Consider the following 12,802-nt stretch of genomic DNA (forward strand, 5'->3'; position numbering starts at 1 on the left):
AGAGAAATTTCAATTTTTTTAGCTCTTTTTTTGTCACATCTTATTCAAAGATGGCTTTAAAAGCAAGGCGAAATGGGGCTCTTGAGAAGCGGGTTTGTTGTACAATGAGACTAAGAGAACAGTTTGTTTAATGTTTGAAAAAAGGAGACGAGTAGATTGGACTTCCAAGATCCGGCTTTTCTAAGTCGTATTCTCACGCTTATGACTTTATCATTCCACATTCTTTACGCCACAATAGGTGTAGGTGTCCCACTCATGATTATGATCGCTCAGTGGGTAGGTATCAGAAAAAAAGACGAGCATTATATTTTGATGGCTCGCCGTTGGGCAAGAGGATTTGTAATAACCGTAGCAGTAGGTGTAGTAACCGGGACAGCCATTGGTTTACAGTTGTCGTTATTATGGCCTAATTTTATGCAATTAGCAGGAAACGTTATTGCATTGCCATTGTTTATGGAAGTATTTGCTTTTTTCTTTGAAGCAATCTTTTTAGGGATTTATCTCTACACGTGGGATCGTTTTGAAGATCAGCGCAAGCATTTTCTCATACTTATTCCCGTTGCATTAGGCGCAGCTGCTTCATCTGTTTTTATTACCATCGTCAATGCCTTCATGAATCAACCGCAAGGCTTTGAAATATTGAATGGTGAAATGGTCAACGTCAGTCCGTTGTTAGCCATGTTTAGTCCAGCAGTACCCACAAAAGTAGCGCATGTTATGGCCACCGCATTTATGACTAGTGCATTTGTGTTGGCTTCTATTGCAGCACTCCGCATACTTCGTGGCTCTACTCATATTTACCATAAAAAAGCGCTGTTTTTGACTATGAAATTAGGATTGGTTTTTGCTATTGCCACTGCTTTAATCGGTGACTTTTCCGGTAAATACTTAGCAGAGTATCAGCCTGAAAAACTAGCGGCTGCAGAATGGCATTTTGAAACAGAAGAAAATGCAGGTCTGATCTTGTTCGGCGTATTGGATGGAGAAGAAGCAAAATACGCTATTAAGATTCCGTATGCGCTGAGTATCTTAGCGCACAGCAATCCGTTTACGGAAGTGATTGGACTTAACGAATTTCCAGAAGACGAAATTCCACCGCTATGGATTCATTATCTTTTTGATACGATGGTGATGATCGGTATGTGGCTAGCATTTTTCTCTTTTGTTTATGTTGTGGCAACGTGGCGCAATTGGAAGTTTATTCGCACAAAATGGTTCCAATGGTTAATAGTAGCCGGTGGACCTTTGGCGTTAGTCGCTATTGAAGCAGGATGGTGGTTTACAGAAGTAGGACGTCAGCCTTGGGTTCTTAGAGGGTACATGAAAATTGATGAAGCCGCGACTACGAGTGGTCATGTTGATTTAATGATTATTTTGTTTGCAGGCTTGTATATTATTCTAGGAATTGGTACGGCAGTTGTTTTAACTAGAATGTACAAACGCAATCCCGTTGAAAAAGAATTAGCAGAACGGGAAACTGGCAAAGGCGGTGAAAAGGAATGACTTTAGAAATTATTGGGATTTCTGTTTTATGGTTGTTTCTGTTTCTGTATGTTATTGTGGCATCGATTGATTTCGGTGCAGGTTTCTTCAATGCTTATAGTTCTTTTGTCGGTAAGCAACACATCTTAACAGGTATTATCCAACGTTACTTATCTCCCGTTTGGGAAGTAACGAACGTATTTTTTGTATTCTTCTTTGTCGGGATTATTGGGTTTTTCCCGCAAACTGCTTTTTATTACGGCACAACTTTATTAGTACCAGCGAGCATCGCCTTGATTTTGTTAGCGATTCGCGGTTCTTATTATGCATTTGCAACGTACGGAGCTAAAATCAATCACCGAGGTTATATATATATGTATGGCTTGTCGGGGTTGTTATTACCAGCTGCATTGTCGCCAGTATTAGCAATGTCTGAAGGTGGTTTTATCCAACTGGACAACGGGCAACCTTACCTTGATTACTGGGCATTATTTACGAGTCCGTTAATGTGGAGTATTGTCGTTTTGAGTTTGACAGCTGTGCTTTATATTTCAGCTGTATTCTTGACTTGGTATTCTTCAAAAGCTGGTGATGCTAAGGCTACTGATTTGATGCGCAAATACGCACTCATCTGGGCAGCCCCTGCTATGATTACAGCAACAGGTATTATTTACGAACTTCGCAGTCACAATCCTGAGCATTATGCTCGTATTCTTGACTTGTGGTGGGTATTTGCTGTTTCGTTCTTATTGTTTGCTGGAACCGTTTACCTTATCTATAAAAAGCGTCATTACGGATGGGCTTTTATTTTGTTGATCGGTCAGTTTTTCACAGCGTTTTTCGCGTACGGGGCTTCTCATTATCCATATTTACTGTATCCGTATTTGACGATTTACGATAGTTTTACCAATGAAGCTATGGCGATTGCATTAATTATTGCCTTTATCGCAGGTCTTTTCTTGCTATTGCCATCGCTTTACTTATTGTTCCGTTTGTTCTTATTTGATAAAGATTATGTCGAAGGTAAATCGGATTACCACGCATAAAGGAGGCACTAATCATGCAGGATTTCATGATATTTTATGCACCTTTTCTGGTGTTGATTGGATCTATTGTTTTCGGTTTCTGGTTTTCATTGAAAGATGGTCCGGTTACAAAAGATCGAGATTAATGCGCGCGCAGGCTTTTGCCTGCCGCGTTTTTTTGTTGTATGATAGGTAAATGTGAAATGGAGTGAGCGTTTTGAAACCAGTAAATAAAAATGATCAAATTACGGTTTATGTAGAAGATTTAACGCACGACGGAGCAGGCGTAGCAAAAGTAGATGGCTACCCGTTATTTGTGCCAGGTGCGTTGCCTGGAGAAGATGTCGTGATTCACGTAGTAAAAACCTTGAAGTCGTATGGCTTTGCAAAGCTTATTGAAATAAAGCAAGCTTCACCTTTTCGCGTTACAGCTCCGTGTCCCGTGTTTGATACATGTGGAGGTTGCCAGATTCAGCATCTATCTTACGAAGGACAACTGACCTTTAAACAAAAACTGGTGCGCGATGCAATTACACGTATTGGTAAATTGCCAGATGTGCCGGTACACCCTGTTAAAGGTATGAAAGATCCATGGGGTTACCGCAATAAATCCCAAATTCCTTTTGGTACACAAAACGGCAAAGTAGTTGCTGGGTTTTATCAACCGCGGTCGCACGATATTGCGGATACGGATACATGTTTAATTCAAACGCCAGAAGCAGATGCTATTATGGTCGCATTAAAAAAGAATTTGATAGAATTGGGCATTGAACCTTATGAAGAAGAAACACATCGTGGCATGCTACGTCACGTAGTTGTTCGAAAAGCTCGAGCTACTGGAGAAATCATGGTCGTTTTGGTTACGAAAAAAAGGAAATTTACTCAAGCCAAACAAGCAAGTGAGTTGATTCAAAAAACGGTGCCAGAAGTCACTTCAATTGTGCAGAACATTAATAGTGAAAAAACCAATGTTATTTTTGGTGAAGAAACCTTGACGCTTTGGGGCAAAGATGTAATAGAAGATCGAATTGGAGATGTTCGTTTTGAAATTTCTGCTCGTTCTTTTTACCAAATCAATCCCGAACAAACAGAGGTGCTTTATGGGCAAGCGCTGGAATATGCACAATTAACAAGAGAAGAAACCGTAATCGATGCTTATTGTGGTATTGGAACGATTTCGTTGTTTCTTGCACAACAAGCCAAATTTGTTATGGGTGTTGAAATTGTGCCACAAGCAATTCAAGATGCTAAACGCAACGCTGAACTAAACAACTTAACAAATACTTTGTTTGAAGCAGGACCTGCCGAACAAGTGATTCCGCGGTGGTATAAAGAAGGAAAGATTGCGGATGTTTTAGTGGTAGACCCTCCGCGTAAAGGCTGCGATGAGCAATTGTTGCACACCATACTAAAGCAACGTCCGACACGCATTGTTTATGTATCGTGCAATCCAGCCACACTTGCGCGTGATTTACGTATATTAGAAGATGGTGGTTACCGCACAAAAGAAGTGCAACCTGTTGATATGTTCCCGCAAACAACACACGTGGAGTGCGTGGCGTGGCTAGAGTTAAAATAGTTTAGTTGCCATAATTTTTAGAGATTTAGTTAAATAAGAAATGTGTTTTATATGCCCTCGACTGAAAGGTTCGGGGGATTTTTTTGTCTCTTTTTCAAAAAAAAAACCTTAAAACGTCTACTAAAAGATTTTTCCATTACCGCTCTTCAAGTCTATTTTGCTCTGAAAACTGCGCAAGTAATGGTGGTGCTTGCCGGGGCTTCAAGTTTTACTAAAGGAAAATTGGATCAGTTGTCGAAGTAACATTATATAGACTGTTATTCGCATAGCAATAGAATGAAAATAATTTCCAAAAGTGTAGAATGATAAGTAATGAAAGGGAGGTGAAGACGATGCATTCCAACAAAATACCAGAAGGAATTTCATTGCCAGCATTGCTGTTGGATCTGCCTGCTTTTGAAGAGAACTGTAGACAAATTGCACGTGATGGGAATGGGAAAAAGATAAGGATAGCGACAAAATCTATTCGTTCTGTAGAGGTTATTAAAAGAATTTTAGCTTCCAACTCTGTGTTCCAAGGGGTCATGTGCTACTGTCCGGAGGAAGCTATTTTTCTTGCGGAAAAAGGATTGGATGATATTTTAATCGCATATCCTTGTTGGGACAAAAAGGCATTAACTACTATTTCTATGCTGAATTCTAAGGGGAAACATATTATTTGCATGGTAGATGCAGCAGAGCATGTTGACCTTCTCCACCATATTGCTGAGGAAACAAAAGGGAAATTCTACCTTTGTATTGATGTTGACATGAGCACAACTTTTTTGAAATTGCATTTTGGTGTAAGAAGATCTCCTCTTAAAGATTCCGCAGCAGTGGTCAAGCTTGCTAGGAAAATTAAGCCATCACAGTACATAGAGCTAATTGGCATAATGGGCTATGAGGCCCAAATAGCAGGAGTTGGAGATAAGGTCCCAGCTCAAAAGATGAAAAACAGAGTCATAGATATTTTGAAAAAGAAATCGATTAAGAAAATAGAAGAGCGACGAAATCAAGTTGTTCATGCACTCCGACAAGAGGGGGTTGCGTTGTCGCTAGTGAATGGAGGGGGTACAGGAAGTCTTCAATCAACGACTAGAGAAGATGCAGTTACAGAGGTTACAGTAGGATCTGGGTTTTATTCACCAAAGCTATTTGATTATTACAAGGGCTTTTTATATAAACCGGCATTATTTTATGCGTTACCTGTTGTTCGAAAGCCTGCTCCTCATATATACACGTGTCTCGGTGGGGGATATGTCTCATCGGGTCCACCGGGAAAGGATAAAATACCGCAGCCAGTGTTTCCAGTAGGTGGGAAGTTGCTTGATTCAGAAGGAGCAGGTGAGGTTCAAACGCCAGTTCATTATGAAAATGAAACATTGGAAATTGGAGACGCCATTATTTTTCGTGCTGCAAAAGCAGCAGAAGTTTGCGAGCGCTTTCAAGAAATTGTCTGTATATCAGACCAGCAAATAGTCGGCCGGTATCAAACATATCGAGGAGAAGGAGTATGTTTTGTATGATGAAGGTGGACAAAGGAAAGACATGGAAAAATTGGGCGCATACAAGTGAAAGTACTCCCGAAAACACATTCTATCCAACCTCAATTGAAGACGTTTGCAAGCTTGTAAAAGAAGCTTCAAAACAACAGAAAAAAATAAAAGTAGTTGGTGCAGGACATTCATTTACAAGCTTAGTCCAGACAAGTGAGTGGCTTGTTTCTCTAGATCAATTCAGCGGAATCGAAACCATCAATGAAGAAGCGTGTTACGCTACTGTGCTTGGCGGGACCCGGTTGTTTCAAATTGGTGAAGCATTAGGTAAGCGTGGGTATGCACAAGAGAATTTAGGGGATGTGAATGTACAAAGCATTGCCGGTGCTATTTCCACAGGTACCCATGGCACCGGGATAGCATTTGGAAACATTTCAACTCAAGTATTAGAAGTTGTTCTTGTAACTGGAACGGGTGAAATCTTAACAATTTCAGAAAATAATAACCCTGCCTATTTTAAGGCATGTCTTGTTTCACTCGGGAGTCTTGGAATTATCGTAAAAGTTACCATAAAAATTATTCCCTCCCCGGTCTATGAATACAAAAGTCAAAAAATCGCATATTCCCAATTATCACAGCAACTCGAACAACTCATAAAGTCAAATCGCCATTTTGAATTTTATTTATTCCCTTACTCAGACGTCGTACAAGTGAAGACTATGAATGCCGTTGAACAAAAAGCACAGAGAATGGAGTTGCATCATTTTAAAAATCTGGTAATGGAAAATTATCTGTTTTTTGTCATCTCAGAAACGTGTAGAATACTTCCAAAGAGTAGTCGTTTTTTTAGCAAAATTTCTGCAAAAGGTGTGAGCACCACGATTAAAAGGGCGAACAGTTATCAATTATTTGCAACACCGAGATTAGTTCGATTTAGAGAGATGGAATACTGCATACCACTAGAAAACTTAAAACCTGCTTTGGAGAAAATACGAGAGTGTATTGTGACGAAAAAACATAAGGTTCATTTTCCTATCGAGTGTAGGACTGTGAAGGCAGATGATATTTGGATTAGCCCTTCCTATCAGAGAGATTCTGCCTATATTGCTTTCCATATGTACAAAGGGATGCCTTATGAGGAATACTTTCATGATATGGAATCAATTATGCAGCAATTTGACGGCAGACCCCATTGGGCGAAAATGCATACTCGAACTACGGAAGATCTGTTAACTCTTTATCCCAAGCTATCGGATTTCCTTGCGGTTAGAGAAGAGCTCGATCCTGAAGGAATCTTTATGAATGATTATTTGAATACATTATTTAATGGGGAAAGAGCTAGTCGCCCGCCACGTTAAGTTGTTAGCACGGGGAGTGTTTGAATCGCTCAAACGATTATGAAGATCATGTTGAAAGAGATGATCTAAACATGTATAACCGCTAGTGTTAAGATGAGTAATTTAGGAAAACGTGGTACTTGAAAATGTTTCAAAGAGAGAATAACAAAATGATTAAGAGAAAAGATGAAATAATTTTGACAGGAGTTCGAGGAAATAACATAACCTGTAACGATCTAGCGATAGGCAAAGAACCAATTTCCATTTTTACAGAGTGTCAGGATCAAGAAAAGCACGGTGGTCTTTGCCACGTTAGCAACAGAAGGTAGAAAACAAACGACGTTAACTATCCTCTTTATATTCGTTACTTAATGCCACGATTAGAGCGAGTGAATGGGTAATTGAAATAGGTACAGCTGGAAGCAAAAAAAATGGATAGAGTGGATAAGCCCCTTTTTAGTTTTAGGTTTTAAAAGAATAGAACCTAGGGTAAAGACAATGGAATACTTCTGAAGGAGCGAACGAAGAACATGGAACAAATACCAGAGTCGAAATTTACAAATAAACGTGAAGGCATCATTCAAGGTTTAGTGGAAAAAAATATTTTTAAGATTAATGGTAGACAATTATATGAAACTTCCCTTTATGAATTGATGAAAACGTATACCGAAACAAATCAAGTCGGATGATTCCGGCTTTTTTTATGAATAATTTTAAATATAGGAGAACAGGCATGTATGACGAAAAACCGATCACTCGGAATAGACTTCAGCCATTTCTCATAAATGCAAAAAAGGACAGCCCCTAAAGTCATGAAAAATGACTTTTAGGGCTGCCCTTTTTTATTTCATAATAGCTACATGCTTCCATAATTGTTCAACTAGTACGGATAATTCAGATTCAATAATTTTATCATTTGCTAACGTAGTCAGGACACTTTCAATCAATGGTTTTCTTGGACGATCTGCGACGATTTCTGTTGATAAAAAATAAACCAGTTGCTGTGTGCTTGGATAACGCTTTAGCTTTTCGGTATAAGCTTCAAACAAAGAAGAGAGCTTTTCGATACTGACAGCTTCAGCTGATGTTGGAGAAGGCAATTTTACATTCTTGAGAAAGCTATCTTTTGATGCGATTTGAAGAGTAACACTTGCTTGTAGACGACGAATGACAAAAGCAGACAGCTTTTCAGCAGGCAATTCTTCTGAAGAAGAAAGACGCCACAAATGAATCAATTGCTGCACATACCCATGAATAAAAGCGGCATTTTCTAACGCGTAAGGTGCAGCTTCTTTGCCGAAAACATCAATAATTCGTGAAGAAATCCATTCCATTTCCAATGTGTATTGTTTAACAGAAAAGGCTTTAAGGTCAGGATCTTGTGAATAAAAAATGCTTTCGTAAAGAGCAAAAAGATTTTTTTCGAGATTGAGTTTAATACGTATATACAATTGTTCAGCCAAAACCTCCGGATCATTCGTCAGCATGCCAAGTGCTGCTGCCAATCGCTGTTGACGAATTTCACTGCCGATCGATTCCATAATGGCCATAAGACACTCTGACTTAGAGCCGAAATAATTGTAAAAAGTTCCTTTTGATACTCCAGCTTCATCGAGTATATCTTGAATAGAAGAAGGGTTATAGCCTTTATTAATAAAAAGCATATAAGCCGCATTTAATATTTGTTGTTTTTTAGGATTCATATACCTCACCTTTATACTGTTAGTCTATTTCTATAATAAGCTTAAAATGCTTACAAATCAATGTTTTGATATTTTTTAAACGTAAGGCTTGAAAAAAGTATACAACCGGTATAGAATAGCTAAATGAAGAAATAGAAAAAGTGTAGCGTATATGGAGGAAACAAGAATATGACAGAACAGAAAAAAACGCCTTATGGCATTATAGCCATTTTATTCACCGGAGCATTCGTAGCCATTTTTAACCAGACCTTATTAAACATTGCATTGCCTGAAATAATGATTGATTTAAATATTGAAGCGTCAACAGCACAATGGCTCGTAACCGGCTATATGTTGATAAATGGAATTTTGATTCCTGCGAGTGCGTATTTTATCCAACGCTATTCCAACCGCTCGATATTTATTGTAGCGATGTCTTTGTTTGCACTCGGAACCCTATTGGCGGCTATAGCGCCGGCATTTAGTGTTTTGTTAATTGGAAGAATGGTTCAAGCTTCTGGTGCAGCTTTGATGATGCCATTATTAATGAACGTCATGCTCGCTGCATTTCCTGTTGAAAAACGAGGATCTGCAATGGGTGTATTTGGTTTAGTAATGGTCGTTGCGCCGGCAATTGGTCCAACACTTTCGGGGTTTATCGTTGAGCATTATTCATGGCGTGTCCTTTTTTGGATCGTGTTACCTGTAGCATTGGTCCCATTATTGCTAGGTATTTTTAAATTGAAAAACTTAACATTCCAAGATCGAAAAATTTCACTTGATAAAGCTTCACTTGCACTTTCAAGTTTAGGGTTCGGAGGAGTGCTATACGGGTTTAGTTCGGCTGGGACATTAGGCTGGAATAGTCTTACAGTGATAGTAACAATCACTGTCGGAATTGTATCATTAATTATTTTTGGTTTGCGTCAATTGAAATTGGATGAACCCCTATTGGAAATTCGGATTTATAAATACCCAATGTTCGCTTTGTCTTCTGCTATTTCAATCGCGTTATCAATGTCTATGTTCTCGGCAATGATTTTAATGCCGATTTACATTCAGACCATTAAAGGGATTTCGCCAATTGATTCGGGATTGCTTATGTTACCAGGAGCTTTAATCATGGGCTTCATGTCGCCTGTGACAGGTCGTTTATTTGATCGATTTGGTGCAAAAGTATTAGCAATACCTGGACTTTCACTTGTTGTTATCACGACTTATATGTTCAGCCAATTAAGCTTGGATTCCAGTTACGTCAACATCATGTTGATTTACACGGTGCGGATGCTCGGAATTTCAATGGTTATGATGCCTGTCATGACAAATGGGTTAAACACTTTGCCTATTAAAGCTTATCCACACGGAACCGCAATCAATAATACGTTGCAACAAGTAGCAGGTGCTGTAGGATCCGCGTTCTTGATAACTATCATGAACACGCGAACTTCTTCTGCTGCAAAAACATTAGCAGCAAACGGAACCACACCAGAAGATATTCAACACTTGGCGATGCTTGACGGCATTAACTTTGCATTTTTCGTTTCTACGTTTATTGCGCTCGTGTCGTTAATTTTGGCGTTCTTTATTAAGAAACCAGTAAGACCGGTGACGGAAGCTGAAAAAGAAATTGTTTATAGACGAACAGAAGTCACCGAATAATAGAATGGCCAGTCTGAATTTCAGGCTGGTTTTTTTATGCGAAAAACGACTCTATTCGGTAGTGTTTTTTTCTGTTTCAAGCCTACGGAATACTGATAAATTTCGAGTTTTAAAAAAGACGGTGAAACCGCAAATATGGTACACTAAAAACATTGAAAAGAAGGTGGAATCGCAAATGACTTTTATAAATGAACTAAGTCCGGTATGGAAAGAAAAATGGGAAAAGGCAGGATTTGAAACGGCTATGCCGATCCAAGATCAAATGATTCCTGAAATGTTGGCAGGTAATGATATCGTTGCCGAATCTCCTACAGGTTCTGGTAAGACTTTGGCATATGTTTTACCGATACTTGAGCGAGTGAACCCAGAAAAACCGGCAATTCAAGCCATGATTGTTGCTCCTTCGCAAGAACTATCGATGCAAATCGTTAATGTTCTGCGTGATTGGACAGAAGGAACAGACGTAACCGTTACACAATTGATTGGTGGAGCAAACATGCAGCGTCAATTAGAAAAGCTTAAGAAAAAACCTACAATCGTAGTAGGTACACCAGGACGCTTAAATGAATTAGTCAAAACGAAAAAGCTGAAAATGCATGAAGTCCGTATATTAGTATTGGATGAAGGAGATCAGCTCATGGCACGTGAGCACCGCAACATTATGAAAGACTTGATTGAAAAAACACAGCATGATCGTCAATTGGTTCTTGTATCCGCAACCATTACAGAAGAAATCGAACTCGTTGCAGAACGTTTAATGCAACATCCGACACGTCTTCAAGTAACTGCAAAAGATTTGCCGATGTTTGGCAAAGTGACGCATTCGTTCATTAAAGTGGATGAGCGCGATAAAACGGAACTTTTGCGTAGCATTTCGCATATTCCAGGCATGAAAGCTTTAGCGTTTGTTAATAACTTAGATCAATTGCTTATGAAAGAAAATAAGTTAAAGTTCCGTGATGCTAAAATTGTGACATTGCACTCTGAAATGAAAAAAGATGAGCGTAAAAAAGCACTTGATGCTTTTCGTAAAGGCGAAGTAGCTGTTTTGATCGCGACAGAAGTGGCAGCACGTGGATTAGACATTGATTTAGTGACGCATGTTGTTCATGTAGATGTTCCGCAAACGATTGAGCAATATTTGCATCGTTCAGGAAGAACAGGAAGAGCTGGAGCAGATGGTGAAGTATTAACCTTACTAGCGTATGCAGACGAACGGCATTACAAAAAATTCACAAAAGAATTGCCTTCTAAGCCTGTTCAAAAAATCGTCCACGGTGGAAAGCTGATTGAAGGATCTAGCAAAACCATTGCGGCAAAGGGGAATAAACGATGAACTTTCAAGAAAAGCTGGAGCAATATGCTGAACTAACGGTTTATGTGGGATTAAATGTTCAAAAAGGACAGGTTGTTGTTATTAATACAACAACCGATACACTAGAATTTACACGACTTGTTGTAAAAAAAGCGTACGAGGCTGGAGCCAAACGTGTTCAAGTTAATTACGAAGATCCGGTACTAACACGGACTCATTTTGAGTTAGCACCAGAAGATGCTTTTGAAGAGTTTCCTGAATGGTCTGTGGTTCAGCGTGATGAAGTGATCAACACAGGCGGGAGTTTCCTTTGGATTGATGCAGAAGATCCAGACTTGTTAACAGGCATTCCAGCAAAGCGGTTAGCTAATTGGCAAAAAACGGCTGGGAAAGCATTAGTGCGTTATCGTCAGGCAGTTGGATCTGATAAAGTAGCTTGGTCGATTGTAGCGATTCCTTCACCAAAGTGGGCACAAAAAGTATTTCCAGATTTACCAGCTGAGCAACAAATGGCATCTTTATGGCAAGCTATTTTCAAAACGGTACGTATTGGTGAAGGAAATGCTGTAGAAGCATGGAACAACCACATTGCGTTATTAGAACGACGTGCGACTCAATTAAACGACAAACGTTATGTGAAATTGCAATACAGCTCACCTGGAACAGAGCTAACGATTGAACTTCCAAACAAGCATATTTGGATGACAGGTGCGTCAAAAACACCTCAAGGCAATGCGTTTATCGCGAACATGCCAACGGAAGAAGTTTATACAGTTCCTTTAAAGCATGGAGTAGATGGCACAGTTCGGAATACTAAGCCTCTAGTTTATCAAGGCAATGTCATTGATGGCTTTACGCTGACTTTTGCAAAAGGCAAAATTGTTGACGCGATAGCGGAAACGGGACAAGAACTTCTTAATGAACTGATTACAGCAGATGAAGGAGCAACTTTTCTAGGTGAAGTGGCATTAGTGCCTCATCACTCTCCGATTTCTGATTCCAATATTTTATTTTACAATACGCTGTTTGACGAAAATGCGTCAAATCATTTAGCTATAGGTGATTCGTATCCAACTTGTTACGAAGGAGCACGCGATTTGGAACACAATCAATTAACGGCGCTTGGCTTGAATACATCTCTAGTTCATGAAGATTTTATGATTGGCAGTGAACACATGGATATTGACGGCATTACAGCTGATGGTTCAAAAGAGCCCATCTTCCGCAAAGGGAATTGGGCATTCTAAG

Annotated in this window: 11 protein-coding genes; 10 read left to right on the forward strand and 1 reads right to left on the reverse strand. The window is 39.4% G+C overall.

The window, feature by feature from the left end; all coding sequences use genetic code 11:
* Positions 1-201 precede the first annotated feature (201 nt).
* The 7 genes from I858_RS04510 (at position 202) to fbpA (ending at position 7,587) form a co-directional block, all read left to right on the forward strand.
* Complete coding sequence (locus tag I858_RS04510) at positions 202-1,503, forward strand: cytochrome ubiquinol oxidase subunit I (protein WP_239457219.1); 1,302 nt, start codon at positions 202-204, stop codon at positions 1,501-1,503.
* Positions 1,500-2,528 (forward strand): cytochrome d ubiquinol oxidase subunit II, encoded by a 1,029-nt coding sequence (locus I858_RS04515; RefSeq protein ID WP_049695084.1) that lies wholly within the window; start codon positions 1,500-1,502, stop codon positions 2,526-2,528. Before I858_RS04510 ends, I858_RS04515 begins: the two co-directional genes overlap by 4 nt.
* 14 nt (positions 2,529-2,542) lie before the next feature.
* Complete coding sequence (gene cydS / locus I858_RS17670) at positions 2,543-2,653, forward strand: cytochrome bd oxidase small subunit CydS family protein (protein WP_420812633.1); 111 nt, start codon at positions 2,543-2,545, stop codon at positions 2,651-2,653.
* A 71-nt stretch (positions 2,654-2,724) separates the two neighbouring features.
* Positions 2,725-4,086, forward strand: coding sequence for a 23S rRNA (uracil(1939)-C(5))-methyltransferase RlmD (rlmD, locus tag I858_RS04520; protein WP_049695083.1), 1,362 nt, complete (start codon positions 2,725-2,727; stop codon positions 4,084-4,086).
* A gap of 332 nt (positions 4,087-4,418) precedes the next feature.
* Positions 4,419-5,591: an amino acid deaminase/aldolase gene (locus tag I858_RS04530; RefSeq protein ID WP_049695081.1), complete on the forward strand. Its 1,173-nt coding sequence runs from the start codon at positions 4,419-4,421 to the stop codon at positions 5,589-5,591.
* Entirely contained in the window at positions 5,591-6,919 is a 1,329-nt protein-coding gene (locus I858_RS04535) for a D-arabinono-1,4-lactone oxidase (RefSeq protein WP_420812637.1), read from the forward strand. The genes I858_RS04530 and I858_RS04535 overlap by 1 nt, the downstream gene beginning before the upstream one ends.
* Before the next feature lie 509 nt (positions 6,920-7,428).
* Positions 7,429-7,587 carry a Fur-regulated basic protein FbpA gene (fbpA, locus tag I858_RS16920; RefSeq protein WP_157886479.1) on the forward strand — a complete coding sequence of 53 codons (159 nt, stop codon included), beginning with the start codon at positions 7,429-7,431 and terminating at the stop codon, positions 7,585-7,587.
* A gap of 153 nt (positions 7,588-7,740) precedes the next feature.
* On the opposite strand, the gene I858_RS04545 is transcribed toward fbpA, so the two are convergent.
* Positions 7,741-8,601: a TetR/AcrR family transcriptional regulator gene (locus I858_RS04545; protein WP_049695080.1), complete on the reverse strand. Its 861-nt coding sequence runs from the start codon at positions 8,599-8,601 to the stop codon at positions 7,741-7,743.
* A 168-nt stretch (positions 8,602-8,769) separates the two neighbouring features.
* Here I858_RS04545 and I858_RS04550 point away from each other — a divergent pair, with 168 nt between their 5' ends.
* The 3 genes from I858_RS04550 to I858_RS04560 all read left to right on the forward strand — a co-directional run bounded on the left by I858_RS04550 (position 8,770) and on the right by I858_RS04560 (position 12,801).
* The gene (locus tag I858_RS04550; RefSeq protein WP_049695079.1) at positions 8,770-10,239 is read left to right on the forward strand and encodes an MDR family MFS transporter; all 1,470 of its coding nucleotides are present in this window, start codon (positions 8,770-8,772) and stop codon (positions 10,237-10,239) included.
* 175 nt (positions 10,240-10,414) lie between these two features.
* Entirely contained in the window at positions 10,415-11,575 is a 1,161-nt protein-coding gene (locus I858_RS04555; RefSeq protein WP_049695078.1) for a DEAD/DEAH box helicase, read from the forward strand.
* Complete coding sequence (locus tag I858_RS04560) at positions 11,572-12,801, forward strand: aminopeptidase (RefSeq protein WP_049695077.1); 1,230 nt, start codon at positions 11,572-11,574, stop codon at positions 12,799-12,801. The genes I858_RS04555 and I858_RS04560 overlap by 4 nt, the downstream gene beginning before the upstream one ends.
* The last annotated feature ends 1 nt before the right edge of the window (position 12,802 follow it).

This window comes from Planococcus versutus (assembly GCF_001186155.3).
GTDB classification, from domain to species: Bacteria; Bacillota; Bacilli; order Bacillales_A; family Planococcaceae; genus Planococcus; species Planococcus versutus.

Bases quoted from the DNA above. Each gene is read 5' to 3' on its own strand.
- I858_RS04510 (WP_239457219.1), top strand. From the start codon at position 202: ATGACTTTATCATTCCACATTCTTTACGCCACAATAGGTGTAGGTGTC.
- I858_RS04515 (WP_049695084.1), top strand. From the start codon at position 1,500: ATGACTTTAGAAATTATTGGGATTTCTGTTTTATGGTTGTTTCTGTTT.
- cydS (WP_420812633.1), top strand. From the start codon at position 2,543: ATGCAGGATTTCATGATATTTTATGCACCTTTTCTGGTGTTGATTGGA.
- I858_RS04530 (WP_049695081.1), top strand. From the start codon at position 4,419: ATGCATTCCAACAAAATACCAGAAGGAATTTCATTGCCAGCATTGCTG.
- I858_RS04535 (WP_420812637.1), top strand. From the start codon at position 5,591: ATGAAGGTGGACAAAGGAAAGACATGGAAAAATTGGGCGCATACAAGT.
- fbpA (WP_157886479.1), top strand. From the start codon at position 7,429: ATGGAACAAATACCAGAGTCGAAATTTACAAATAAACGTGAAGGCATC.
- I858_RS04545 (WP_049695080.1), bottom strand. From the start codon at position 8,601: ATGAATCCTAAAAAACAACAAATATTAAATGCGGCTTATATGCTTTTT.
- I858_RS04550 (WP_049695079.1), top strand. From the start codon at position 8,770: ATGACAGAACAGAAAAAAACGCCTTATGGCATTATAGCCATTTTATTC.
- I858_RS04555 (WP_049695078.1), top strand. From the start codon at position 10,415: ATGACTTTTATAAATGAACTAAGTCCGGTATGGAAAGAAAAATGGGAA.
- I858_RS04560 (WP_049695077.1), top strand. From the start codon at position 11,572: ATGAACTTTCAAGAAAAGCTGGAGCAATATGCTGAACTAACGGTTTAT.